Raw genomic sequence first — 25277 nt, 5'->3', positions numbered from 1 at the left:
CCATGTCAGTCAATAATATCGACCAGTTGCTGGGCGAGCTGAAAAGCGCGGCGGCGCTGGCTTCAGGCAAACAGCCGCAGGCGACTCAGCAGACGCCGCAGGTCGACTTTTCCGACGTGCTCAAATCAACGATAGAGCAGGTCAATTCGGCGCAGCAGACATCGGAGGAGATGCAAAAGCAGTTTCAGCTGGGCGACAACAAGGAGGTCAATCTGCAGGACGTGATGGTGTCGCTGCAGAAAGCCAGCCTGTCGTTCCAGACGATGGTTCAGGCGCGAAACAAGCTGGTCAGCGCCTATCAGGAAATCATGAATACTCAAGTCTAGCGCTGCCTTGCCACGGCCCGGCGGCGGTGGACCTAAACCATAAACCACCGTATGGCTGATCTGGCAGAAGAAAACGCTACTCCAGTTTGGCGCGCGCGACTGAATGAAGCGGGTGACCGTTTCAAGGCGCTGCCGAATAACCGAAAAATCCTGTTCCTTACGGCGCTGGCCGCGATTTTCGCCGTCGTCGTCGGCGCGGTGGTCCTCAACCGCACGCCTTCCTACAAGATACTGTTCTCCAATCTGGCCGATCGCGACGGCGGCCAGGTCACGGCCGCGCTGCAGCAGATGAACATCCCCTACCAACTGGGCGAGGGGGGCGTGGTTTCCGTGCCGGCGGACAAGGTTTACGATGTCCGGTTGAAGCTGGCGGCCCAGGGCTTGCCCAAGGCCAGCGGCGTCGGCTTCGAGCTGATGGACAATCAGAAGTTCGGCATCAGCCAGTTTGCCGAGCAGGTCAATTACCAGCGTTCCATTGAGGGCGAGCTCGCCCGCACCATCGAGGCCGTTTCCTCGGTGCAGAGCGCCCGCGTCCACATCGCTACCCCCAAGCAGAGCGTGTTCGTCCGCGAGCAGCAATCGCCCACCGCCTCGGTGATGCTGCAGCTGTATCCGGGGCGGATGCTTGACGGCGGCCAGGTGGCGGGCATTCTGCACCTGGTGTCCAGTTCGGTGCCGAACCTGCCGCTGAAGAACGTCACTATCGTCGATCAGGACGGCAATCTGCTGTCGAAGCAAACCGGGCCCGACGACAATTCCGGCCTGGATCAGCGCCAGCTGGGTTTCGTGCGCCAGATCGAGGAAGGCTACGTCAAGCGGATCGAAGACATCCTGGAGCCCATCTTCGGCCACGGCAACGCCCGCGCCCAAGTGACGGCCAACGTCGACTTCTCCGAAACCGAGCAGACCTCGGAGACTTACCGGCCCAATTCCAATCCCAACCCTTCGGCCACCCGCAGCCAGCAGATCAGCGAGAAGCTGGTCAACGGTTCGGCGAACCCCACCGGCGTGCCGGGCGCATTGTCCAACCAGCCGCCGTCCGCGGCGTCGGCGCCGATCACGCTACCGCCGGGCGCCGCGCCGGGCACCGCCAATCTGTCCGGCCTGGGCGTCAGCGCCAGCGGCACGCTGCAGCGCGACATCACCACCAATTACGAGGTCGACAAGACCATACAGCACACCAAGGTGCCCACCGGCGTGGTCAAGCGCCTGTCGGCGGCCGTGGTGGTCAATTATCGCCGGATGCCAGACAAGAGCGGCGAGATGAAGCCGACGCCGCTGACGCCGCAGGAAGTGCAGCAGATCAATAATCTGGTCAAGGAGGCGATGGGCTACAACACCGGGCGCGGCGACACGCTGAACGTGGTCAACGCCGCCTTCGCCGACAATGCCCAGCCCGTCACCATGCAGGAGCGGGTGATCGATTACGTCAGCGGCAACGGCACCAGCCTGATCAAGTACGGCCTGCTGGCGATTGCGGTTCTGTACTTGCTGTTCGGCGTGGTGCGTCCCGTCATGCGCGATCTGGTCAGGCCGCCGGCGCCTGCGGGCGGCGCGGAGGGCGAGGCGGGCGCCGCCGGCGCGGCAGGCCCCGGGGGGCGTTTGCTGAGCGTGGCCGGAGAAGAAGGCGAGCCCGGCGTCGCGGGCGCCGCGATGGCCGGCGCCGGCGAAGACCCGCGCGAAGCGCAGAAGCGCCAATACAGCAGCAATCTGGAAGCCGTGCGCGAGCTGGTGAAGTCTGATCCGCGCATGGCCGCCCAGGTCATCAAGGAATGGATAAGCGCCGATGAGTGATAACGGAATACGCAAAAGCGCCGTGCTGCTGTTCAGTCTCGGCCAGAACGAGGCGGTCGAGGTGTTCAAGTATCTCGGCCCCAAGGAAGTGCAGAAGATTTCCCTGGCGATGGCGGCGATCAACAACCTCAGCTACGAGCAGATCGACGAGGTGGTGGCCGAATTCCGCAAGGAGTGCGACGCGCGCGCCAGCATCGGTGCGTCCGACGAATATCTGCGCAACGTGCTGATCGAGGCGCTGGGGCCGGACAAGGCCGCCAACCTGCTGGACAAGATCATGCAGGGCAACGATCACAGCGGCATCGAGAGCCTGAAGTGGATGGACCCGTCGTCCGCCGCCGATCTGATCCGCCACGAGCACCCGCAGATCATCGCCACCATCCTGGTGCATCTGGAGCCGGATCTGTCCAGCTCCATCTTGGCCTTCTTCCCGGAGCGGATGCGCAACGAGGTGCTGATCCGGACCGCGACGCTGGAGGGCGTGCAGCCGCAGGCGCTGCGCGAACTCAACGACGTGCTGACCCAACTGCTGTCGGGTTCCGACCGCATCAAGAAAAGCGCGTCCGGCGGCGTCGGCCTCACCGCGGAAATCCTCAACTTCATGGGCGGCAACGTCGAGGCGTCGGCGCTCAGCTTCATCCGCGAGTACGACCCCGAGCTGGCACAGCGCATCCAGGACAAGATGTTCGTGTTCGAGAACCTGCTGGACATCGACGACCGCTCGATCCAGACGATTCTGCGCGAAGTTCAGTCCGACTCTCTGGTGATCGCGCTGAAAGGCACCAGCACCGATCTCAAGGAAAAGATCTTCCGCAACATGTCCCAGCGCGCGGCGGAGATGCTGCGCGACGATCTGGAGTCCAAGGGACCGGTCAAGCTGTCCGAAGTGGAGGCCGAGCAGAAGGAAATCCTCAAGGTGGTGCGCAAGCTCGCCGACGACGGCCAGATCGTGCTAGGCAGCAAGGGTGGCGATGAAGGCCTCATCGAGTAACGGACCCATCATTTCCGGCGAGGATTTGGAGAGCTGGAGCAGTTGGAGCCCGGCATCGCTGGATGGCTTCACCCAGGCGCTGTCCCCGGCCCAATTAGTGGCGATGGCGCAGATGCGCCGCCCGGGCGCCAGCCTGGCCGAGCGCATCGCCGCCTCCGAATCCGAACCGTCTGAGCCGATTCCGCTGGCGGAAGCCGAAGCGCTGGCAGAGCAGGCCGAGGCTGAAACCGAGGAAGCCGAGCCGGAAGCGCCGGCATTGGGCTACCCCACCGCCGCCGAACTGGAGGCCATTCATCAGGAGGCCTGGCAGACGGGCCATGACGCCGGCCTGGAGGCGGGACGGACGGAAGGATTCGAGCAGGGCTTGCAGGCCGGGCGGGAGCAGGGCGAGGCAGATGCGCGCGCCGAGCATCTGCCCAGGCTGGAGCAGGCCTGGCAGGCGTTGAGCGATATGGGGGCGAGTTTTTCCAGCGAGCTGGCCGAGATGGAGCAGGCGCTTTCCCGGGAGGTGTTGCGGCTTGCCTGGGGCTTGGCCCAGAAGCTGGTGCAGCAGAAAATAGATCAGGATGAGCAGGTTTTGCTGCCGCTGTTGCAGGCGGCGCTGGGGGAGCTGCCGTCGACGTTGGCCAGCGCCCGCCTGCGCGTCAATCCGGCAGATTTGGCCGCCGCGCGCGATTTTTTGCGGCAGGAAACGCCTGAGACGGCGTGGCAGTGGGTTGAGGATCCGCAGGTGCGCCGAGGCGGCTGCGTGATCGACGCCAGTTCGGTGCGGCTGGATATGGCGCTGGAGACCCGGCTGGCGGCGCTGAGCCGGGCGCTGGGGCTGGAGGATGGAGATGAGCGGCAGTCTGATTGAGCGCCAGCGCGACTGGCTGGCGTCTTGCGGCGCGGCAGCTGAGACGGCCAAACTGTGGCAGCCTTGCGGCCGGCTGGTCCGCGTCACCGGGATGGTGATGGAGGCGGTGGGCATCAAGCTGCCGGTGGGCGGCGCCTGCCGCGTGGTATTGGCGGACGACCATTCAGTGGAGGCCGAGGTGGTGGGTTTCTCCGGCGACAAAGTGTTCCTGATGCCGCTCTCCAATGTTCATGGCTTGCTGCCCGGCACGCCGGTATTTCCCTTGCCGTCTTTCAATCTTCCCCGCTATGGCCATGATGGCGGCGCGGCGCCGGCCGCCAATGGCGCGGTGGGCCGCCAGGTGCCGGTGGGCGCCAGCCTGCTCGGCAGAGTGCTGGATTCGCTGGGGCGGCCGCTGGACGGACTGGGCCCCATCCATCCCGAGGCCTGGTTTCCCTTGTACAGCCAGCCGATGAACCCCTTGCACCGCACGCCGGTGCACGATGTGCTGGATGTCGGCGTGCGCGCGATCAACGGTTTGCTGACGGTTGGGCGCGGTCAGCGCCTGGGCCTGTTCGCCGGTTCCGGCGTCGGCAAGTCGGTGTTGCTGGGCATGATGGCGCGTTTCACCAAGGCCGACGTGGTGGTGGTGGGGCTGATCGGCGAGCGGGGCCGGGAAGTGAAGGACTTCATCGAAAACATCCTTGGCGAGGAAGGGCGGGCCCGTTCCGTGGTGGTGGCCGCGCCCGCCGACATGCCGCCGCTGATGCGGTTGCACGGCGCCGCTTACGCCACCGCGCTGGCCGAATATTTCCGCTCCCAGGGGTTGGATGTGCTGCTGCTGATGGATTCGGTCACTCGTTACGCGATGGCGCAGCGCGAGATCGCGCTGGCGATCGGCGAGCCGCCGGTGACTAAGGGCTACCCGCCGTCGGTGTTCGCGCGGCTGCCGCAGTTGATCGAGCGCGCCGGCAATGGCGAGGAGGGGGGCGGCTCCATCACCGGCTTCTACACCGTTTTGTCCGAAGGCGATGATCAGCAGGATCCGATCGCCGACTCGGCCCGCGCCATCCTGGATGGCCACTTCGTGCTGTCCCGCGATCTGGCCGAGGCGGGCCACTACCCGGCGATAGACATCGAGCAGTCGATCAGCCGGGTGATGGTGGATGTGGTGCCGCAGCAGCAGATGGAGCTGGCCCGCCATTTCAAGCAGCTGTATTCCCGTTATCAGCGCAATCGCGACCTGATCAGCGTCGGCGCCTACGTTTCAGGCTCCGACCCGGTGCTGGACGACGCCATGCGCCGCCAGCTGCCCATGGTCAGCTTCCTGATGCAGCCTATGCACGAGTCGCACGATTACGCCTCCTGCTGCCAGCAGCTGGCCGGCGTGATGGCCTGAGCCTGACCCATGGCGGCCAGCAAGTACGAGCTGCTGATTCATCTCGCCGACGAGCGCCAGCAGGCGGCGGCGGAGAGGGTGGGCATGGCGCAGAACCGCTTGGCGGAATCCCGCTCGCGTCTGGATCAGCTGCACGCTTTTCGCGAGGAATACAGGCAGCGGCTGGTGAACGGCGGCGGGCAGGGCATCTCCATCATCCAATACCAGGACTTCCGCCGCTTTCTGTCCCGGCTGGACGAGGCGATGATCCAGCAGCAGCAGGATGTCGACCGCTGCGCGCAGCGCTTCGTGATGGAGCGCCAGGCCTGGCAGATGGAATACAAGAAGTTCAAGGCCTACGAGAAGCTGTTGCAGCGGGAGCGGGAGCGGGAGGCGCAGAAAGAGGCCAGGCTTCAGCAGAAGCAGACGGATGAATTCGCCACCCGCCAATTCTGGGATCGCTCCCACGGCCAGGACTCCTGACTTGGCACGCTCCTTGCTTTAATTTGTCTCGTTCTACTCAGTCGAGACATCGTCATGACCATCATTGTGAATACACCGGCGACCAAGGCCGGCCCGGCTGCCGCCACCGGCGCCGCGGGCGCAGCAGGCTCGGCTGCCAATGCCGGTGGCGGCGGCGCGGCAGGGGATTTGTTCGCCAGTTTGCTGGGCATCCAGATGGGCATGATGGGCGCGACGTTGCCGGGTGCCACGGATGGCGGCGCTTCCCTTGAGGATAAGCCCGCCGACGACAAGCCCGCGGCCAAGAGCGATGATGGCGACGCCAGCCTGCAGGCCGCATTGGCGATGCCGATGCTGACGGCGCTGCAGGTTCAGCCGCAGCAGGCCGAAGTCAAGGCTCCGAGCCAGGACCTGCTTGCCCAGCAACCGACGGCCAAGGTCGATCCCGCGCTGTTGTTGTCGACGGCCAAGCAAGACTTCAACTGGAAAGAGGGTCTGCAAAAATTGCCGGACCCGGATGCCTCGGCCGCGCAATTCTTGCCGCTGCAGCAATTGCAGCAGCAAGCGCAGCCTCAGCAATCCACCCATGTCCAAGCGGCCAACGCCAACATGCCGCAGCTGACCTTGCCGCAAACGCTGACCGACCCGAACTGGGGCAAGGCGCTGGGCGAGCAAGTGATGAGCATGGTCAGTCTGAAAATGGACAAAGCCCAGATCCAGTTGAATCCGCCGCAGTTGGGGCCGATCGAGGTGACGTTGAAAATGAATGGCACCGACCAGGCCCAGGTATTGTTCACGGCGGCGGTGCCGGCGACCCGCGAAGCGCTGGAAAGCAATATGCACCGCCTGAGCTCCATGCTCTCTTCCAACGGCATCCAGCTGACCGATTCCCAGGTTTCCAGCGGCAATTCAGGCCAGCAGCAACAAGCTTACCAACAGAAGAAAGGGCATTCCCAGCCCATCGTCGGAGAGACCGAAGGCGGGGATGCGTTGAGCGTGATCAAGACCGCGCGCGGCATACTCAGCATCTTTGCTTGACCCGATTTGAGATTGACACTGTTCAGCAGGCCGAGAAAACAGGAAAATATGGCCGGGAAATCGTTTAAGATTTCACTAGGAACTCCATAAAGAACAGGTCATAACTTATGTCGGATGATAAAAAGGCGGACAAGGCGGAAAAAAAGGCGGGAGGTGGCGGCAACAAGCTGATGCTGATCGTCATCATTCTGCTGATTCTGGTGCTGGGCGCCGTGGGGGGCTTGGCTGCCTATATGTTCACCAATATGAACAAGCCGGCGGGGGCTCAGGCCGAGCAGGTTCATGAAAAGCCGAAGAAAAAACACGACGGGCCGCCGATCTTCGAAAAAATGGATACCTTCGTGGTCAACTTGGCCGGCAATGACGGCAGTTTGCTGCAGATCGACATGCAGGCCGAGCTTGGCGACGAGGAGGCCAAGAAGAAGTTCACCGATTACGCGCCCAAGGTCCGCAGCGCCGTGATCCTGCTGCTGTCGTCCAAGACCGCGGCCGAGGTCAGCACCGCCGAAGGCAAGGTCAAGCTGAAGGCGCAGGTCAAACAGATCATCAACGAGGCGATGGACGCGGGCGAGGAGCCCGTGGTCGACAGCGTCCTCTTCACTTCCTTCATCATCCAGAAGCAGTAGGCGCGCCATGGGCGACGATATTCTGTCCCAGGAAGAGGTAGACGCCCTACTGCGGGGCGTCTCCGGCGAGGACGAAGACGAGGAAGGCGGGCAGGATGGCCAGGGTGTCCGAGGCTATGACATCGGCCGGCAGGAGCGCATCGTACGCGGCCGGATGCCGACGCTGGAAATCATCAACGAACGCTTCGCGCGCAATTTGCGCATCGGCCTGTTCAACTTTCTGAGGCGCAACGCGGAAATCTCGGTTGGTCCGGTGCGGGTGCAGAAGTACAGCGAATTCATCCGCAATCTGGTGGTGCCGACCAACCTGAACCTCGTCCACGTCAAGCCGATGCGTGGAACCGGCTTGTTGATCTTCGATCCCGACCTGGTGTTCCTGATCGTCGACAATCTGTTCGGCAGCGATGGCCGCTATCACGTGCGGGTGGAGGGCCGGGATTTCACCCCGACCGAGCAGCGCATCATCCATCGCCTGCTGGAGGTGGTGTTCGCCGAATGCCAGAAAGCCTGGGAGCCGGTTTATCCGATCGAATTCGTCTACCTGCGCTCTGAAATGAACACCCAGTTCGCCAACATCGCCACGCCCACCGAAGTGGTGGTGGCGATGACATTCCATATCGAATTGGGCGCGGGCGGCGGCGACTTCCACATCTGCCTGCCGTACTCTATGGTGGAGCCGATCCGCGACTTGCTGTCCAGCACGATGCAGGCCGACCGCACCGAGGTGGACAACCGCTGGGTCAATCTGATGACCCACCAGGTGCAGGCGGCCGAGGTGGAGCTGGTGGCCAGCCTGGCGCATGCCAAGGTGACGCTGGGGCAGATACTGAATCTGAAGAACGGCGATGTGGTGATGATAGAAATACCGGAGCGGGTGGAGGCCGACGTGTCCGGCATCCCGGTGTTCGAGGCAAGCTACGGCACCGTGCAGGGCCGATACGCGCTGAAGGTGGAAAAGATACTGGCGGGGACCAACGAGTTCCTGGAGTCCCCCGGAGAGCATGAGCAATGAGCGAAGAAGAATTGCAGGGCGGCGCGGCCGGCGCCGAAGAGGAAGTGTCGATGGACGACTGGGCCGCCGCGATGGCGGAGCAGGAGACTGTCGAGAGCGCGCCGCCGGCGGAGGCCGAGGCGGTGCCGGCCCAGGGCCTGTTCCAGGAAATCGGCGCTGGAGCCGTGGCTGGCGGTCCGCCCAATCTGGACATGATTCTGGACATCCCAGTCCAGCTGACGGTTGAGTTGGGGCGAACCAAGATCGCGATCCGCAACCTGCTGCAACTGGCGCAGGGCTCGGTGGTGGAGCTGGACGGCATGGCCGGCGAACCGATGGACGTGCTGGTCAACGGCTGCCTGATCGCCCAGGGCGAAGTGGTGGTGGTCAACGACAAGTTCGGCATTCGCCTGACCGATATCATCACTCCGGCGGAACGCATACGGCGACTGCAGAAATAATGGATATGGGCAAACTCGTGAAAGTGCGCCTGGCGCTGCGAGGCGCACTTTGCTTTGCGGCGTCTTCGCCGTTGTGGGCGGCGACGGCCGCCGTTCCCGCGCCGGCAGCCGCGCCGTCGCCGTTCGCCAGCCTGGTGCAGGTGATCCTGGGTCTGGCGGTGGTGCTGGGCGCCATCGTCGGCGTGGCTTGGCTGTTCAAGCGCCTGTCAGGCGGCGCGATGGGCGGGGCGGGCCGCGTCCGCGTCGTCGGCGGCGCCATGGTCGGCCAGAAGGAGCGGGTGGTGATCGTCGAACTGGAGGGCGAGTGGCTGGTGCTGGGTGTGACGCAGCAGCAGGTCAATCTGCTCAACAAGATGCCGCGGCCTGAGGGCGCGGAGCCGGAGCGGACTGAGCCGGCCGAGCCGTTCGCGCGCTGGCTGAAGGCCGCTTTGGACAAGAGCCGCGAGGCGCAGCGGCGGCGGCAGGACAAATGATGAAGAAAAAGATCGTGATCGCCCTGCTGTCCGGCGGGGCGTTGCTGTCGCCGTTGCTGGCGGACGCGGCGGCCGGGCTGCCGCTGATGACCAGCACGCCGGCGGTGGGCGGCGGACAGAACTACTCGCTCAGCCTGCAGATGCTGCTGTTCATGACGGCGCTGACCTTCATCCCGGCGATGCTGCTGATGATGACGGCCTTCACCCGCATCGTGATCGTGCTGTCCCTGCTGCGGCAGGCGCTGGGCACCACCCAGTCGCCGCCCAATCAGGTGATCGTCGGCCTGGCGCTGTTTTTGACGCTGTTCGTGATGGGGCCGACCCTCGATCAGGTTTACGCCAAGGCCTGGGTGCCGTTCTCCGACGACAAGATCAGCTTCAGCCAGGCGCTGGACGAGGGAAGCAAGCCGATGAAGGCCTTCATGCTGCGCCAGACGCGGGAAAAGGATCTGGCTTTCTTCATCGAGATTTCCCAGTCGCCCAAGCCGCAGAGCAAGGAAGACGTGTCGATGAAGACGCTGATTCCGGCCTTTGCCATCAGCGAACTGAAAACCGCGTTCCAGATCGGCTTCATGATCTTCATTCCCTTCATGATCATCGACCTCGTCGTCGCCAGCATCCTGATGGCGATGGGCATGATGATGGTGTCGCCGGTCACCATCTCCTTGCCGTTCAAGATGATGCTGTTCGTGCTGGTGGACGGCTGGACGCTGCTGATGGGCTCGCTGGTGCAGAGTTTCTACACGGGATGACGGCGATGCGGCTGGAGTGTTTGTCGCCGGCGGATCTGCCCGCCTGCCATGCCCTGTTCCGGGCCAGCGTGCATGCGCTGGCCGGCGGCGTCTATACCAGAGAGCAATGCCTGGCGTGGGCGCCGGAACGGATGTGGAACGATGAGGTCGAGACGGTTTGGCGCGCCAGGCTGGAAGGCGCCTGGTCTTGCAAGGCGGTGGCCGATGACGGCCGGCTGGCCGGCTTTGCTTGGCTGAAGCGCGACGGCGAATTCGACATGCTGTATGTCGCGCCCTGGGCCGGCAGGCAGGGGTTGGGCGGGCGCATGGCCGCCGAACTGGAGCGCCGCGCCGCAGAGGCCGGCGTGACCGCGCTCCATGCCTGGGCCAGCCATGCGTCGCGCTCGGTGTTCGAACGGGCCGGCTACAGGCTGCTTCGCGCCAATCGCATCGTCCGCGACGGCGTGGAAATCGATAACTGGCTGCTGGCCAAGGGCGGCTGGCGGGAGGAGGGGGCATGAGTCCGGAACTGATCATCAGCATCGTGCAGAACGCGCTGTACATCCTGATCATCGTGTCGGCGCCGGTGCTGCTGACATCGCTGCTGGTGGGTCTGCTGATCAGCATTCTGCAGGCCGCCACGCAGATCAACGAAATGACGCTGACCTTCATCCCCAAGCTGCTGGCGATGTTCCTGGTGCTGGTGCTAGCGGGTCCGTGGATGCTGAACACCCTGATCGAGTACACCACCAGGCTGTTCCAGAGCATACCTAGCGTGATCGGCTGATGCTGGCGATCAGCGATATCCAGATCAATGCCTGGGTCGGCGTCTTCGCCTGGCCGTTCGCGCGCATCGTCGGCTTGTTCCTGACGGAGCCCATCTTCGCCTATCGCGGCCTGCCGCGCAGCTTCAAGGTCGGCTTCGCGCTGATCCTGACCGTGATCCTGGCGCCGCTGTTGCCGCCGCTGCCCGCTGTGCCGCTGGTATCGGCCGAAGGCATCGCCATTCTGGTGCAACAACTGCTGATCGGCCTGTCCATGGGCTTCGTGATGCGCATCGTGATCAGCGCGGTGGAGTTGACCGGCTTCATCATCGGCGCGCAGACCGGCCTGGGCTTCGCGATGTTCTATGACCCGGTCCATGCCGCCCAGGTGCCGGTGCTGTCGCAGATGCTGTCCTTGCTCACCTTCTTCCTTTTCCTCGCCTTCGACGGCCACCACGTGGTGCTGAGCGCGCTGGTGCACAGTTTCCAGGTGCTGCCGATTGGCATGGCCATGCCGGCGCAGGGCATCAAGGCGCTGGTTTTGTGGGGGGGGCATCTGGTCGAGTGGGGGGTGTGGCTGGCGATGCCCATCATCGGCGCGCTGCTGATCACCAACCTGGCCATCGGCGTGATGACGCGGGCGGCGCCGCAGTTCAACATCTTCTCTTTCGGCTTCCCGCTGACCATCATGATAGGCTTCGGCACGCTGTACATGACGCTGCCGATGATGATTCCGGTGATAGAGCGCATGTACCAGATCGGCTTTGACATGATGTTGCGGATGCTGCAGGCCAAGTAGCCGGGCGCGTCTCGTAAAGCCGGACGGCTTTCTGCTAGAATACCGCGAATTTTGATTGACGCTCCGGCGGGTAGCCGGGGCCAGACAACGCACAGAGGCAAATATGGCAGGTCACAGCAAATGGGCTAACATCCAGCACCGCAAGGGTCGCCAGGATGCCAAACGTGGCAAGATCTTCACCCGCCTGATCAAGGAAATCACCGTCGCGGCCAAGATGGGCGGCGGCGACGTCAACATGAACCCGCGCCTGCGCCTGGCGGTGGACAAGGCCAAGGCCGAGTCCATGCCCAAGGACAACATCGAGAACGCGATCAAGCGCGGCACCGGCCAGCTGGACGGCGTCGATTACGTCGAGTGCCGCTACGAAGGCTACGGCATCGGCGGCGCGGCGGTGATGGTGGACTGCCTGACCGACAACAAGACCCGCACCGTGGCCGATGTGCGCCACGCCTTCTCCAAGTACGGCGGCAATATGGGCACCGACGGCTGCGTGTCCTTCCAGTTCAAGCATTGCGGCTACCTGGTGTTCGCGCCGGGCGTGGATGAGGACGCCTTGATGGAGGCGGCGCTGGAAGCCGGCGCCGAGGATGTGGTCAGCAATGACGACGGTTCGATCGAAGTCATCACCGGCCCGTACGAATTCTCCGACGTCAAGGACGCGCTGGAAGCCAAGGGCTTCAAGTCCGAGATGGGCGAAGTGACCATGCGCGCCGAGAACGAAACCGAGCTGACCGGCGACGAAGCCGCACGCATGCAGAAGCTGCTGGACGCGCTGGAAGACCTGGACGACGTGCAGGATGTCTACACCTCGGTGGTGATCGGCGAATAAGCCGTTCCCGTCCGCTGCGAAAACCCGGCCTGGCCGGGTTTTTTCATGTCCGCTCGGCTTGGGCCGCGGGCGCGGGCGGTGTAAACTGGCGGCTTGTTCCGCAGGTCCCGTTTCCGCAAGGATTTCATTGCCCATGCACCAGCCGCACGCCGAGCGCCGCAAGCGCTTGTTGGCCCAGATAGGCGACGGCGTCGCCTTGTTGCCCACCGCGACGATAGCGGTGCGCAATGCCGACAACCATTATCCCTACCGCGCCGACAGCTATTTTCTGCACCTGACCGGTTTCGAAGAGCCGGAGGCCGTGTTGCTGCTGGATGGCCGCAGCGGCAAGTCCGTGCTGTTCTGCCGCGACCGCAATCCCGAAATGGAAATCTGGGACGGCTTCCGCCATGGGCCTGACGGCGCGCGGGAAGTCTTCGGCTTCGACGAAGCTTATCCGCTGGCGGAGATGGCCGAGCGGATTCCCGATCTGCTGGCGGACTGCGGCCAGTTGTGGTGGCCGCTGGGCCACGACGAGGCGTTCGACCGCCGCGTCAACATATGGCTGGACGCGGTGCGCGGCCGCGCGCGGGCCGGCGCCCGTCCGCCCGCGCATTACGGCGACCTGCGCGCGCTGCTGGACGAGATGCGCATGGTCAAGGACGAGGTGGAGATCGCGCTGCTGCGCTGCGCCGGCGAGATTTCCGCCGCCGGCCACATGCGGGCGATGCGCGCCGCGCGCCCCGGCATGCATGAATACCAGCTGGAGGCGGAGCTGTTGCACGTCTTCGTCGGCCACGGCGCCCGCCAGACGGCGTACGAAAGCATAGTCGCCGCCGGCGCCAACGCCTGCACGCTGCACTACGTGGCCAACAACGCGAGGATCAACGACGGCGAGCTGCTGCTGATCGACGCCGGTTGCGAATACCGCGGCTACGCCGGCGACATCACTCGCACCTTTCCGGCCAACGGCCGCTTCAGCGGCCCGCAGCGCGATGTCTACGAAGTCGTGTTGGCGGCGCAGCTGGCCGGCATCGCCGCGGTGAAGCCGGGCGCGGTGTGGCACGCGCCGTCGGACGCCGCGCTGGGGGTCCTGGCGCAGGGAATGGTGGATCTGGGCCTGCTGGCCGGCACCGCGGACAGCGTGATCGAGTCCGGCGCCTACCGCCAGTTCTACATGCACGGCATCGGCCACCTGATCGGCCTGGACGTGCACGACGTCGGCCAGCGCAAGCAAGACGGGCAATGGCGCGGCTATCAGCCGGGTATGTGCACGACGATAGAGCCGGGCCTGTACATCCGGCCGGCGCCCGGCGTGCCGGAGGCGTTCCACGGCATAGGCGTGCGCATCGAGGACAATGTGCTGGTGACGGCGGACGGCAACGAGGTATACACCGCGGCGGCGCCCAAGACGGTGGCCGGGATCGAGGCGCTGATGCGCGGGGAGTGAGACCGATGAATGAAAGAATGAGCGAACACGCCGACGTCCTGATCGTCGGCGGCGGCCCGGTGGGCGCGCTGGCCGCCCTGAGGCTGGCGCGGCAGGGGCGCAGCGTGATGCTGCTGGAGGCGAGGGCGAAAGACGCCGAGGTGCGCGACGCCCGCGCGCTGGCGCTGTCCTGGCACAGCCGCCGCCTGCTGGAGGAGGCCGGCGCCTGGCCGGCCGATCTGCCGGCGACGGCGATAGACACCGTCCACGTGTCGCAACAGGGCAGTTGCGGCCGCACCCGGCTGGACCGGGAAGACCTGGACCTGCCGCATCTGGGCGCGGTGGTCGACTACCCGGCCCTGGTCGCCGGGCTCGGCGGCGCGCTGGAGCAGGCCGGCGTGCAGGTGAGGTGGCAATGCCGGGTGACGGCGGTTAAGAGTCTGAGCCAGTACGCGTGCGCCGAGGTGGAGACGCCGGACGGCCGCCTGCTGCTGACCGGCAGCCTGCTGGTGCTGGCCGAGGGCGGCGCGCTGGCGGAAACGCTGCCGGGTATCCGCCGGCTGACCCACGATTACCATCAGTGCGCGGTGCTGGCCGAGGTGGAGACCGAGCTGCCGCCGCAGGGCGTGGCTTACGAGCGCTTCGCCCATGACGGCCCGTTCGCGCTGCTGCCGCACGGCGAGCGCTACATGCTGGTATGGACCCGCAGCCAGGCCGACGCCGAGCGGCTGGCCGCCGCCGACGAGGCGGTGCTGCGCGGCGAGCTGCAGCAGGCCTTCGGCGAGCGCCAGGGCCGGATACTGTCGGTCGGCCCGCGCTCCACCTTCCCGCTGGCGCTGCGCCAGGCCAGCCAGGTGGCGAGCGGCCGGGTGGCGCTGATCGGCAACGCCGCCCAGACCATGCACCCGGTGGCGGCCCAGGGCCTGAATCTGGGCCTGCGCGACGCGGTCGGCCTGGCCGACGCGCTGGAGGGCGCGGCCGATGCCGGCGACGCGCGCGCGCTGAAACGCTATGCCGCCTCGCGCAAGCTGGATAGCCGCGCGGTGGTCGGCTTCACCCATGGCCTGATCAAGCTGTTCGACGGCCACCATCCGCTGATGAACCGCCTGCGCGGCGTCGGCATGACGGCGCTGGACACGCTGCCGGCCTTGCGGCGCAAATTCGCCGGTCATCTTGTATTCGGCGTGCGGGGATAAGCGATGCGTTACGACAAATATCGAGCGGTCATCGTCGGCGGCGGCCTGGTCGGTGCCAGCCTGGCGCTTGCGCTGGCGCGCGCCGGCAAACGGGTGGCGTTGCTGGAGGCCGGCGAGCCGGCTGCCGATGGGCTGGAGCAAGGCTGGGACGCGCGCATTTACGCGGTCAGTCCGGCCAACCGGCGTTTCCTGGAGGGCATGGGCGCTTGGCCGGACATGGCGCGGATCGGCACCATCGCGTCGATGGACGTGCGGGGCGACGCCGGCGGGCGGATTTCGTTCTCCGCCCGCGATGCCGATGCCGACGCGCTGGCCTGGATCGTGGAAAACCGCTGGCTGCTGGCCTCGCTGTGGACCCAGCTGCGCGATAGCGGCGCGGAGTTGATCACCGGCGCGCGCGCCGCGGCGCTGGCCACGACGCCGGGCGAAGCCCGGCTGACACTGGAGGATGGCCGCGAGCTGGCGGCCGAGCTGCTGGTGGGGGCCGACGGCGCCAACTCCTGGGTACGGGGGCAACTGGGCTTGCAGGCCAGCGTCAAACCCTACGGCCAAAGCGGCGTGGTGGCCAATTTCGCCTGCGAGCTTCCCCATCAGGGCATCGCGCGGCAATGGTTCTTCGGCGACAGCATTCTCGCCTGGCTGCCGATGGCCGGGAACCGAATATCGATGGTCTGGTCCACTCCTGATCCGCAGTCGCTGCTGGAACTGTCGCCGGAGGATTTGGCCGTCCGTGTGGCCGAGGCCGGCGGACGGCAGCTGGGCGCGTTTGCCACCCTGACCGCGGCGGCGGCCTTCCCTTTGCGGCTGATCCAGCCGGAGGCGGTGGCGGCCGAGCGGGTGGCGCTGATAGGCGATGCCGCCCACACCGTCCATCCGCTGGCCGGGCAGGGCGTCAACCTGGGCTTCCAGGACGCCGCGAAACTGGCGGGACTGCTGGACGCCGCGCCCGATTGCGGCGACTGGATGCTGCTGCGCCGCTATCAGCGCCAGCGCCGCGAGGCGGTGGCCGCCATGCAATTCGGCTGCGATGGCTTGTACCGGCTATTCCATGCGAAACTGCCTGGTCTGCCATGGTTGCGCAATACCGGCCTGTCTTTGACCAACTGCCTGACTCCGCTGAAACGGCAGTTCGCCAGACAGGCGATTGGATACTGATCCCAAAGGACCCCTGATCGATGAACAAGAGAATGAAAACGCTGGCCCTGTCCAGTGCGATGCTGATGTCGCTGGCCGCCTGCTCCCAGGCCGCCGGCGGCAATGTCGAAGACGTGAAGAAGGCCTTCCTCGGCCACTTCCCCGGCAAGCAGGTGAAGAGCGTCAGCGCCACCCCGGTCAAGGGCATCTACGAGCTGGTGGTGGACGGCCGCCAGGTGGTGTACGTCAACAGCGACGCCAGCTATCTGTTCGTCGGCGACCTGATCGACACCAAGAGCAAGGAAAGCCTGACCGAGAAGAAGATGGCCGAGCTGTCCAAGGTGGACTTCAACGCGCTGCCGTTCCAGTACGCGTTCAAGGATGTGCGCGGCAAGGGCGAGCGCAAGATGGCGGTGTTCACCGATCCTGACTGCCCGTTCTGCAAGAAGCTGGAGCGCGAGAGCCTGAAGGACATCGACAACGTCACCATCTACACCTTCCTGTACCCGTTGACCCAGTTGCACCCGGACGCGATGCGCAAGTCCAAGCAGATCTGGTGCTCGGCCGACAAGGCCGCCGCCTGGACCGCCTTCATGCGCGACGGCAAGCCGCTGACCGGCCCGGACAACTGCGACACGCCGCTGGAGAAGATCCAGGCGCTGGGCGAGAAGATGGGTATCACCGGCACGCCGGCGCTGGTGTTCGCCAATGGCCGCATGGTGCCGGGCGCCATCGGCGGCGACGACATCGAACAGCTGCTGAACGCCAAGTAAGCCAGCAAGACGGGACCGGTTTCGGTCCCGTTTTTCATGGCGGAACGGCGCGAAACGGGCATGAAGATGCGGCGTTGGAACACGACGGAACGGCTGCTGCTGGCGCTGTGGCTATCGCTGCTCGTCCACGCGGCCGTGCTGTGGCTGCCGTTAAGGCCCGGGCAATGGGCTTCCTGGCATGAGGCGATGCGGGTGAGGCTGCGGGGAGAGCCCGCGCCCGCCGCCGCCGAGCCGCCGCCGATCGCGCCGCCGTTGGCCGAAGCGCCCAAGCCGGACGCGGACGACATGGCGCCGGAGGACATCGGCGACGACAGGCTGCGTCTGGGCGCCGACATCTATTATCCGGCGCGGGAGCTGGACCAGCTGGCGCAGGAGCGCGGTCGCATCGCGCTGCCGGACGTGGTTTTGAAGGGCCCGTCTCAGCAGGTCGAGGTGCTGGTGTTCATCGGCGCCGGAGGCAGGGTGGACGCGGTGCGCTTCGAGGGCGAGGTGGACGCCAAGCTGGCCGATGCCATCGCCCCGGTTTTCCGCGGCGCGGATTACCAACCCGCGCGCAAGGACGGGCGGGCGGTGAAAAGCTACAAGCGGATACGGATAGAGCCGCAGGCGGATGCGCCGCCGCCCCTGTCGCATTGAGTCCGCTTCATGCTACATTGTCCCCCGTTCCGGCGCATGCCGGAGGGCTAACACCGCCAGGGACGGAGCCAACCGTCCCGGCAATCGACAAAGGAAACGCCATGTCTGATCTGCAGACTCTCTTCACTCAGGCCCAGGCCGACGTCAAGACCTTGTCCGAGCGTCCGGATAACCAGACCCTGCTGCAACTGTACGCGCTGTTCAAGCAGGCGACCGAAGGCGACGCCGCCGGCGAGCGTCCGGGCATGATGGACTTCATCAACCGCGCCAAGTTCGACGCCTGGGAAAAGCTGAAGGGCAAGGATGGCGCCGCGGCCATGCAGGAATACGTAGACGTGGTGAACAAGCTGCTGGCCGACTAAGCCGGAGCCTGTTCTTCACCAAGCCGAACGGCGCCCATCGGGCGCCGTTTTGTTTTGCCGGTCACCAGCAGCCGCTGACGTTCAGCGTGGTTCCACTGGCATTGTTGGCGATATTGCTCTGGTTGCCCAGATTGTCCAGCTGGTAGGTCTGGCAGCTGTCCTGGGCCTGGCTGCCTTGCGGCGCGGCGTTCAGGGCGAAGGAGCTGGCCGTTGTGTTTGAGATGGAGAGCGCATACAGATTGTTGCCGTTGCCGGGCACATAGACCGTGCCGCTGGCGTAGCCCAGGGTCGCCAGTTGGCTGGCGTAGTTGTTGTTGGTGGAAAAATAGCTTTCCTGGCGGCTGGCCAGATCCTGCAGCGCGGTTTTGGCCGCGGTGCGGTTGGATTGCATCATGAAGTTGCGGTACGAGGGCAGGGCGATGGAAACCAGCAGGGCCAGCACCGCCAACGCAATCACCAGTTCCAGCAGGGAAAATCCTTCAGGCTTTTTTTTCATGGTTCCGTCTCTTGGAGTCTCAGCGCAGTTCTATCCAATTCAGCCTCGCGTGCAGGTCGAAGGCGGCCGGATTGAGTTGCGGCGGGGTGGCGACCGGGCCGCCGCTGATGCTGCTGCCGATCGCGAAATAGTTGCTCTGGAAGCTGACCACGCTGGGCGAGCCGGCCATATTGACCGCGATGCCGTCTATCACGCTGCCGCTGATGCCGTTGAAATTGCCGGAATCGTTGGCGTAATAGGAGCGCGCGGTGGCGCCGCCGGTTTTCGGGTTTAGCGACATGGTGAAGCCGGTGGCGGACGATACCGTGCACGACGACGCGTTGTTGTTGGGCGGGATGGTGGTGTTGACGGTGAAGGTGCCCAGCTGGCTGACCGGGTTGTAGATCACCTGCTCGCCGCTGCCGGGCAGGTTGAGCAGCCAGCCGTAGCTGGTGTTGCTGGTGCTTGGACTGCAAGCGCCGCCGCCTTGCCAGCAGACGGTGTTGTTGGACAGCGCGCGGTAGCCTTGCACCGAGCCCAGCGTCGAGCTGTAGGATGCGGCGACGGTCTGGGCGGTGAGGTTGCTCGGGCGCACGGTCAGGCCGCCGGTGGGCGCGGCCTGGCTGTAGTAGGCGGATTGGCCTACCAGCGTATTCCATCCCGACATGTCCCAGTCCCAGACGCCGTACAGGCTCTGGGTGCCGCCGGCGTAGATGTCGGCGGAACTGGTGGTGAACGGAATTTTCTGGCCGGTGCCGAACGACACCAGCACCCGCGGGTTGGCGCCGCCGGTGGGAATGGACGTGACCAACAGCTTGCTGGTGATCGGCTGCAGGCTGGGGGTGCAGCTGCCGGCGCTGATCTGCGCGCTGGTGCAGTAAGTGTACTGGGCGGTGAATAGCGGCGAGGCGGCGCCTTTGCCGAATTGCGAGACCGCCCAGCTGGACGGCGTGCTGCCGGTGACGTCGAAGCGCCATACATTGCCGAACAGGTCGCCGGCGTAGATGTAATCGGCGATGTTGTCGCCGTCCAGATCGGCGACTGTGGTGTAGTAGATGCCGTTCTTGCCGCCGGCGCCCGAAGGGTCGTTCGCGCTGCCGCTGCCGGTGTCCAGCTCGTAGAAGCTGGGCGCGCCGCTGCTGCCCACCAGCATGATGAAGATGACGGCGTGGCCGTTGGCGCTGTTGTAGCCGTTGCCGAACACCGCGCCCCATTGGCCATTGTGGAAGCGGGTGATCACCGGCGTGCCGAAGGTGTAGCCCAGATCGTTGCCGCAGGTGGATTTGTTGACGCAGCTGAGCGTGCCGCTGTTGATTTCCGACACCACCAGGCTGGCGGCGTTGCTTTCGGCGAAATTGGCCGGATTGCTGACGTCCAGCATGTACATCGCCTGGCCGCCGGCGCCCAGGCCGCCTATCAGCCAGGTGTGCCAGCCGCTGCCGTAGAACAGGTCGTCTGCGGCCGGGGTGGCGTCGACGAAGTACTGGTGGGCGTAGGTGGGGTTGCTGTACTGGATGGTGTTGGCCTGGGCGGCGGCCGGCACGTAGGCCAGCACCTCCTGGCCGTCGTTGTTGGTGGCCACGTAATTGCCGCTGCTGTCGTTGGCGCCGCTGCGGAAGCCGTGCAGCATGCCGTCGTTGCCGCCGTTGTAGACGATGTTGGTCCGGGTGAGGTTGGCGGATTTGTAGCTGGGATAGCTTTGCGCGCCGGTCGCGTTTTCCGCCGGCGAGGCGGATGGGTAGAGCTTGTCGCTCCAGACGCCCGCATAACTGTTCTGCGGCGAGCCCACCCAGATCGGGCTGCTGTTGATCAGATCGCCCAGCACACTGTCGCGGTCGCGGAACAGGCCGCTGCCCAGCGTGGTGACTTCGTTGCCGCGCGCGCCGCGCAGGTAGGAGACCCGGGCGGAGCCGTTGCCGTCCGGGCTCAGCGTGGTTTGTTGCGCGGATGTCAGGCTCGCCCACTGGAAGGGGATGCCCTGGCTGCCGTTCCAGCTGAGAATGGCGCGGCTGGTTTGCGCGCTCATATTGCTGGCGCCGGTGGTGGCGCAGCTGCCGCCGGTCAGCACGCAGGAGCCATCCCAGGTGGCGGTGCTGGCCACGGAGACCTGGCCGGTGCTGGTATTGCCCTGCAAGGCGTAGGAGGCCAGCGATCCCCACCAGTTGTCCGCGTGGTAGCTGGCCACGTATTGCTGGGTGCCGGTGCGGATCAGCGTGGTCTGCTGGCTGTTCAGGCCGCTGGAACTGGCGGACTGGGTGAAGGGCTGGGCCTGGAAGCAGCTGATCTCGTGCACGTTGCGGCTGGCGCCGGTGGACGCGGCGAAGCCGAAGGTGATCTGGCTGGGCAGCGGGCCGCTGACCGAGGTGTTGTTGATGTCGTAATTGGTGATCACCGGCACGTAGGCGCCGTTGTTGTAGCTGTACCAGAGGCTGAGCAGGTTGGCCGGCGTGATCTTCAGCTTGTAGCTGATCGGCACCGCCTGGCCGCGCTTGGTGGCGGATTCATTGGCCATCGGCTGGCTGGACGGCAACTGGTAGACGCCGCCGCTGGTGCCGGGAATGCTGATGAACGGATAGTTCATCACGCTTTGCGTGCCGTATTTGCCGGTCTTGCAGATGTTTTGCACCATGGAGGCGCTGAAGCTGCCGCCGAACTGGCTGGCCAGCGCGCTGGCCGCGACCGATCCCGCGCCGCGCAGCGAGATGTTCTGCGGTTTGGCGCCTGGGCCGCTGGAGGTGTTGTCGTTGCTGGAGCCGCCGTTGGGGAAGTTGCCGTACTCGTCCATGCCCAGGCCCAGATAGCCGCCGATGATGCCGTTGTAAGGCGAGTTCACGTTGGAGCAGCTGTAGCCCAGGCTGCCGCCGAAGGAGCCGACTGCGCTGGGGATGCCGGTGAGCAGGAAGAAGCTCATGCCGTCGGCGCCGTCGCGCGCGCTGCCGCCGGAATCGCCGTCGTAGGTGTAGCTGGTGAAGGTGGCTTGCAGGCCGCTGCCGGATGGAAACAGGCTGTTGTAGACGATGGCGCCCGACTGGCTGCCGGAGCTGTTGGTCAGCCGCAGCGCGCCGTTGCCGCTGGTATCCGGCAGCGTGCCGCTGTAGCCGCCGATCTGGGTGTTGCCGCCGGGGTCCTTGCTGCCGCAGGCCGGGATGGTGCCGGAGCCGGTGCCGGCGGTCATGCAGGCGCCGCCGAACACCAGCCAGTTGAGCTGGGCGCCGCCGCCGGTGAAATTGTCGCTGACGGTGACCGCGCCGGCGGCGTGCGGCCACAGGCTTGAGGCCAGCAGGGCGGCCAGGCTGAGAGCAAGACGCGGGGCATCGGGTCGCATGGTCATTTCCCCAGATTGGTGGTGCCGGAGTACAGCGTGTAGGTGCTTTGCAGCACGGCCACCGACGCGGCGTTGCCGCCATAGCCTATCGCCGTGAGCTGGTAGACGGCGCCAGTGCCGGCGGCGTTCAGTCCCAGAAACTGGATGTAGAGCTGAGGCGCTTGGTAATAGGTTTGGCCGCCGCCATTGGCGGAGGCGGTCATGAAGGGCGGAGTATAGGTGTAGCCGGCGTTGTTCCAGGAAGTCGTGGCGGTCACGCTGGCGGGGGGGACGACGAGCGCATTGCTGCAGACTTTCAGCGTGTTCTGTACGCCGCTGCAGTTGGCGGCGGCGCCGGCGTTGTCGCCCTGGTTCAGCCACCATTCCGCGTATTGCAGCGTCGCCTCCGCCGCTTCGAAGGCCCGGCCCTTTTCGCGGGTGTTGCCGGCCAGTTTGCCCAGCAGACCGCTGCTGCGCATCAGCGCGATGCCGATGATGGTGATCACGATCAGCATCATCAGCGCCGCCACCATCGTGAAGCCGCGTGGACCGGAAGCGCGGGAGAAGGAGGATGGGCGCGTCATAGCTGGTTCATCAGGCCGGTGAGCCAGGACATCTTCACCGTGGCCGGCTGGCCAGGCTGATTGGCCAGGGGATTGACCATGGTCAGCGTCACCCATACCGAGCGCACAGTGGCGCCGGAGGGAATGGCGGAAGCCGGATAGTAATGGGCGGTAGAGCCGCTGTTGGCGGGGTCTACGCCGTATAGCACTGTCATGTTGCTGACGCCGTCCACCAGCACCTGGGCGGTCCCGCCGTTGACGGCGCAGGCGAGCTGGTTCGAGCCGTTGACGGAAAACTGGTTGATGTAGATCTGGCCGCTTCCGCTGGTGTTGCTGGAGCCGTTGCAGTTGAGCACGGTGTCGCCGGACAGGGTGGCGAAGCGCACGCTCAGCGTGTCCGACGCGCCTGATGTCCCCGACGTGCCGGTGATCGATTGTCCGGCGGCGAAGCCGCTGGCGGCTGGCAGCGCTTGCGCCGCGGTCTGAATCTGCGGGTTTGGATAGTAGCCGGCGGACTGCACGATGCTGCTGATCAGGGTCATCGCCGTGCGCTGATTGTCTTGCAGCTGAGCCAGGCCGGATTGGCTGGCCTTGGTCAGCCGGGCGGAGGTGAAGATCAGCGTCAGCACGCTGAGCAGAAACAGGCCGATGGCGATGGCCACCATCACCTCGATCAGGCCGCCGCCGTTCTGCCGGCGCGCGCTCATGGCACCACCACCATCTGGTAGCTCTGGCTGGCGGTGCCGGCGGCCATGGAAACGGCGTTGACCGAGCGGTTCTTTTCCAGCCAGTACACGGTGATGGTGCAGGCGACCGGCGTGGCGCTGGTGGCCGGGTTGCAGGCGATCTGACCGCTGCCGCCCGGTAGGGCGCTGATTGTGCCGCTTCCCCATTGGGCGGCGTCATAGCCGGCCACGTTGGTGGAGCTGCAGGTGGTGCCTGAGGCGGAACAGTTGACGGCTTGACTCAGGGCGGGCGTGCCGCTGATGGTGCCGGAGGCGCTGACGCTCCAGCTGCCGCTGGCGTTCAGCGTGCCCCAGTAGGCGGAGTTGGCGTGCATCGCGGCGGCCATGCTTTCGGCGGCGATGGCGCCCAGGCTGCGGCTGCGGGCGATGCTGGTGCTGTTGATCGCGGCGGCCTGCATGCCGGCGATGCCGAGCAGGCCAAGCGAGATCACGATCAGCGCCACCAGCACTTCCAGCATGCTGAAACCGTTTTGGCCGGGTGGTTTCATGGACATGTGTATTGTCCCGTGCTGTCGGTCTGGCCGCTGGTCAGCACCTGAGGATGGCCCACCGCGGCCAGCGCCACGCAGCGCCGGCTGCTGGCCTGGTTGCCGGAGGTATTGAACGTGATCATGCCATCGTTGCTGGACGGCGCATAACCCATGCGGTTGAAGCATAGATAAGGATAGGCGCTGTTGTTGGAGCTGGCGCTGTCGCCGCTGGAGAAGGCCTGCTGCCTGCGCAGCACGGTGCCGCTGGTGTCGGTGCAGTTCCCGTTGACCGCCTGCAGCACGATCCACCCGCCGGCCCAACTGGTGTTGCCGGGCGCGCTGGCGTTGCAGTTGGCGCCGTCGGCGGAAGGGCAGACCAGCACGGTCTGGCCGCGTTTGAGCGCCTCGTTGCGGGCGGACAGGATGTCGCCGTACAGATTGTTGCTCTCGGACATGACGGCATTGGCTGACACGGTGCTTTGATAGGCCGGCACCGCGAATGCGAGAACGATGGCCAGCAAAGCCATGACGATCAATAACTCAGGCAGGGTGAAAGCTTGTTGCTTGTCCATGATGCTCGATCTGTTGGCCGGCGGTTGAGCCGACGAATGCGTCGAATCATTATCGACTAAGACTATCGTAGGTGGAATCACCATCGATGCCGTCGGTCTGCCTGTCGCGCCCGCCTGTCGCCTGCATGGCACAGATACTCAGCTCCAGGCTTGCAGAATGGCTTGCAGGGCGGGGTGTTGCAGCTTGCGGCGGCTGGCGGTGACGTAGTAGTGCTCCCATACGCCGTCCAGCGCGCCCAAGGGCAGCAGGCCGGGGTGGTCGGCTGTTCCATCAGGAGAGACTGGCGCGGGCAGCAGCCCCAGTCCCTGGCGGGCGAATGTCTCCATCAACGCATGATCGTCGAATTCGCCGACGACATTCGGGCGCAAGCCATTCGCTTCGAACCAGTGTTCCAGTTGCCGGCGCAGCACATTGTCCCGGCTGGGCAGTAACAGCGGCGCCTGCTCCAGGCTGGCGGGAAAGTTCTCCTGGCGGCTGGCGTGCAGCGCCGGCGCGGCCAGCAGCTGCACCGGGCAGCGCAGCAGCGGCCAGGATTGAAACTGTTGCTGCTCGCTGCTGGCCACCGGCCGGTCTGCCAGCACCAGATCCAGCCGATGCCGGCCTAGTTCGCCTATCAATTCGTCGAAGTCCCCTTCGCCGCAGCTGAGCCGGAGTCGGTCGCCGGTTTGCAATGCCGGGCGCAGCAGGCGGCTGGCGATGCCTTTGGGCACGACATCGGAAATGCCGGCCGCCAGCCTGAGCGTCTGGTCTAGCAGCGGGTCGGCCAGCGCCTCTTCCATTTCCTCTCCCAGCAGGAAGATGCGGTCGGCGTAGCCTTGGGCCACGCGTCCGGCTTCGGTCAACTCCAGCCCGCGCCCTTGCTGGCGGAACAAGGATCGTCCCAGCTGCTGCTCCAGCCGCGAAATCTGGCCGCTGACGGTTTGCATGCTGATGCCCAGCTGCTCGGCGGCGCGGGTGACGCTGCCGGTGCGGGCGACGGCCCAGAAGTAATGCAGATGCTTGTAGTTGAGCTTGTCCATTTTCTATTCGAAAAAACCATACTTATATTCAGATTTTACTTTATTTTTTCGATGTATTTTCTCGCATACACTGCAGTGTGGCCAGAGCTTCGCTCTGGCCGACGATTGAATGCTTTTCGG

General features: G+C 65.2%; 29 protein-coding genes. 22 read left to right on the top strand and 7 right to left on the bottom strand.

Translation table 11 applies throughout. The features are described from left to right. The first annotated feature begins 2 nt into the window (after positions 1 to 2). The 22 genes from fliE (at position 3) to VA599_RS20970 (ending at position 18007) form a co-directional block, all read left to right on the top strand. The gene (gene fliE, locus VA599_RS21075) at positions 3 to 326 is read left to right on the top strand and encodes a flagellar hook-basal body complex protein FliE (protein WP_021477700.1); all 324 of its coding nucleotides are present in this window, start codon (positions 3 to 5) and stop codon (positions 324 to 326) included. A gap of 51 nt (positions 327 to 377) precedes the next feature. Then, complete coding sequence (fliF, locus tag VA599_RS21070) at positions 378 to 2120, top strand: flagellar basal-body MS-ring/collar protein FliF (protein ID WP_346790450.1); 1743 nt, start codon at positions 378 to 380, stop codon at positions 2118 to 2120. Further along, the gene (gene fliG / locus VA599_RS21065) at positions 2113 to 3111 is read left to right on the top strand and encodes a flagellar motor switch protein FliG (protein ID WP_021477483.1); all 999 of its coding nucleotides are present in this window, start codon (positions 2113 to 2115) and stop codon (positions 3109 to 3111) included. Before fliF ends, fliG begins: the two co-directional genes overlap by 8 nt. Then, complete coding sequence (locus VA599_RS21060; protein WP_031296482.1) at positions 3092 to 3967, top strand: FliH/SctL family protein; 876 nt, start codon at positions 3092 to 3094, stop codon at positions 3965 to 3967. The genes fliG and VA599_RS21060 overlap by 20 nt, the downstream gene beginning before the upstream one ends. Then, on the top strand, positions 3948 to 5345 hold the full coding sequence (gene fliI, locus VA599_RS21055) for a flagellar protein export ATPase FliI (RefSeq protein ID WP_346790449.1): 1398 nt from the start codon (positions 3948 to 3950) through the stop codon (positions 5343 to 5345). Before VA599_RS21060 ends, fliI begins: the two co-directional genes overlap by 20 nt. Positions 5346 to 5354: 9 nt before the next feature. After that, on the top strand, positions 5355 to 5807 hold the full coding sequence (gene fliJ / locus VA599_RS21050) for a flagellar export protein FliJ (RefSeq protein WP_021477486.1): 453 nt from the start codon (positions 5355 to 5357) through the stop codon (positions 5805 to 5807). Positions 5808 to 5861: 54 nt separating this feature from the next. Then, positions 5862 to 6824: a flagellar hook-length control protein FliK gene (locus VA599_RS21045; RefSeq protein WP_346790448.1), complete on the top strand. Its 963-nt coding sequence runs from the start codon at positions 5862 to 5864 to the stop codon at positions 6822 to 6824. Between the two features lie 107 nt (positions 6825 to 6931). Further along, positions 6932 to 7450: a flagellar basal body-associated FliL family protein gene (locus VA599_RS21040; RefSeq protein WP_021477488.1), complete on the top strand. Its 519-nt coding sequence runs from the start codon at positions 6932 to 6934 to the stop codon at positions 7448 to 7450. A 7-nt stretch (positions 7451 to 7457) separates the two neighbouring features. Further along, positions 7458 to 8462, top strand: a complete 1005-nt coding sequence (fliM, locus tag VA599_RS21035) for a flagellar motor switch protein FliM (RefSeq protein WP_021477489.1) — start codon at positions 7458 to 7460, stop codon at positions 8460 to 8462. Next, positions 8459 to 8902, top strand: coding sequence for a flagellar motor switch protein FliN (gene fliN, locus VA599_RS21030; RefSeq protein ID WP_021477490.1), 444 nt, complete (start codon positions 8459 to 8461; stop codon positions 8900 to 8902). The genes fliM and fliN overlap by 4 nt, the downstream gene beginning before the upstream one ends. Before the next feature lie 5 nt (positions 8903 to 8907). Further along, complete coding sequence (gene fliO / locus VA599_RS21025) at positions 8908 to 9375, top strand: flagellar biosynthetic protein FliO (protein WP_152526935.1); 468 nt, start codon at positions 8908 to 8910, stop codon at positions 9373 to 9375. Then, positions 9375 to 10127 (top strand): flagellar type III secretion system pore protein FliP, encoded by a 753-nt coding sequence (fliP, locus tag VA599_RS21020; RefSeq protein ID WP_104948155.1) that lies wholly within the window; start codon positions 9375 to 9377, stop codon positions 10125 to 10127. Before fliO ends, fliP begins: the two co-directional genes overlap by 1 nt. Positions 10128 to 10132: 5 nt before the next feature. Next, on the top strand, positions 10133 to 10627 hold the full coding sequence (locus VA599_RS21015; RefSeq protein WP_031296486.1) for a GNAT family N-acetyltransferase: 495 nt from the start codon (positions 10133 to 10135) through the stop codon (positions 10625 to 10627). Beyond that, on the top strand, positions 10624 to 10893 hold the full coding sequence (fliQ, locus tag VA599_RS21010; RefSeq protein ID WP_021477494.1) for a flagellar biosynthesis protein FliQ: 270 nt from the start codon (positions 10624 to 10626) through the stop codon (positions 10891 to 10893). The genes VA599_RS21015 and fliQ overlap by 4 nt, the downstream gene beginning before the upstream one ends. Next, positions 10893 to 11669: a flagellar biosynthetic protein FliR gene (gene fliR, locus VA599_RS21005; protein ID WP_021477495.1), complete on the top strand. Its 777-nt coding sequence runs from the start codon at positions 10893 to 10895 to the stop codon at positions 11667 to 11669. Before fliQ ends, fliR begins: the two co-directional genes overlap by 1 nt. A 103-nt stretch (positions 11670 to 11772) precedes the next feature. Continuing rightward, a complete protein-coding gene (locus tag VA599_RS21000; RefSeq protein WP_021477496.1) occupies positions 11773 to 12498 on the top strand; it encodes a YebC/PmpR family DNA-binding transcriptional regulator in 726 nt (241 codons plus the stop codon). A gap of 133 nt (positions 12499 to 12631) precedes the next feature. Then, positions 12632 to 13927, top strand: a complete 1296-nt coding sequence (locus VA599_RS20995; protein ID WP_346790447.1) for an aminopeptidase P N-terminal domain-containing protein — start codon at positions 12632 to 12634, stop codon at positions 13925 to 13927. Between the two features lie 17 nt (positions 13928 to 13944). Continuing rightward, complete coding sequence (locus VA599_RS20990) at positions 13945 to 15102, top strand: FAD-dependent oxidoreductase (protein ID WP_346790446.1); 1158 nt, start codon at positions 13945 to 13947, stop codon at positions 15100 to 15102. Between the two features lie 3 nt (positions 15103 to 15105). Further along, on the top strand, positions 15106 to 16257 hold the full coding sequence (locus VA599_RS20985; protein WP_346790445.1) for a UbiH/UbiF family hydroxylase: 1152 nt from the start codon (positions 15106 to 15108) through the stop codon (positions 16255 to 16257). Between the two features lie 32 nt (positions 16258 to 16289). After that, entirely contained in the window at positions 16290 to 17009 is a 720-nt protein-coding gene (locus VA599_RS20980) for a DsbC family protein (RefSeq protein ID WP_231151699.1), read from the top strand. Positions 17010 to 17069: 60 nt separating this feature from the next. Then, a complete protein-coding gene (locus tag VA599_RS20975; protein WP_346790444.1) occupies positions 17070 to 17645 on the top strand; it encodes a hypothetical protein in 576 nt (191 codons plus the stop codon). A 101-nt stretch (positions 17646 to 17746) separates the two neighbouring features. Then, on the top strand, positions 17747 to 18007 hold the full coding sequence (locus tag VA599_RS20970; RefSeq protein ID WP_021477502.1) for an acyl-CoA-binding protein: 261 nt from the start codon (positions 17747 to 17749) through the stop codon (positions 18005 to 18007). Positions 18008 to 18068: 61 nt separating this feature from the next. Here VA599_RS20970 and VA599_RS20965 read toward each other — a convergent pair whose 3' ends face one another. The 7 genes from VA599_RS20965 to nhaR form a co-directional block, all read right to left on the bottom strand. After that, entirely contained in the window at positions 18069 to 18503 is a 435-nt protein-coding gene (locus VA599_RS20965; RefSeq protein ID WP_104947644.1) for a type IV pilin protein, read from the bottom strand. 19 nt (positions 18504 to 18522) lie between these two features. After that, positions 18523 to 21807 (bottom strand): pilus assembly protein, encoded by a 3285-nt coding sequence (locus VA599_RS20960; protein ID WP_346790443.1) that lies wholly within the window; start codon positions 21805 to 21807, stop codon positions 18523 to 18525. A 2-nt stretch (positions 21808 to 21809) separates the two neighbouring features. After that, positions 21810 to 22370 carry a pilus assembly PilX family protein gene (locus VA599_RS20955; protein ID WP_346790442.1) on the bottom strand — a complete coding sequence of 187 codons (561 nt, stop codon included), beginning with the start codon at positions 22368 to 22370 and terminating at the stop codon, positions 21810 to 21812. After that, positions 22367 to 23056, bottom strand: coding sequence for a PilW family protein (locus VA599_RS20950; RefSeq protein WP_104947641.1), 690 nt, complete (start codon positions 23054 to 23056; stop codon positions 22367 to 22369). Before VA599_RS20950 ends, VA599_RS20955 begins: the two co-directional genes overlap by 4 nt. Beyond that, complete coding sequence (pilV, locus tag VA599_RS20945; protein WP_158677693.1) at positions 23053 to 23589, bottom strand: type IV pilus modification protein PilV; 537 nt, start codon at positions 23587 to 23589, stop codon at positions 23053 to 23055. Before pilV ends, VA599_RS20950 begins: the two co-directional genes overlap by 4 nt. Then, on the bottom strand, positions 23580 to 24137 hold the full coding sequence (locus tag VA599_RS20940) for a GspH/FimT family pseudopilin (protein ID WP_346790440.1): 558 nt from the start codon (positions 24135 to 24137) through the stop codon (positions 23580 to 23582). Before VA599_RS20940 ends, pilV begins: the two co-directional genes overlap by 10 nt. Before the next feature lie 138 nt (positions 24138 to 24275). Then, on the bottom strand, positions 24276 to 25157 hold the full coding sequence (nhaR, locus tag VA599_RS20935) for a transcriptional activator NhaR (protein ID WP_346790439.1): 882 nt from the start codon (positions 25155 to 25157) through the stop codon (positions 24276 to 24278). Between the last annotated feature and the right edge of the window lie 120 nt (positions 25158 to 25277).

The sequence above is a fragment of the Chromobacterium indicum genome, from assembly GCF_039708975.1.
Taxonomy (GTDB): Bacteria; Pseudomonadota; Gammaproteobacteria; order Burkholderiales; family Chromobacteriaceae; genus Chromobacterium; species Chromobacterium piscinae.
Note: the sequence above shows the minus strand (reverse complement) of the source record. Positions and strands in the feature narration are given on the sequence as shown.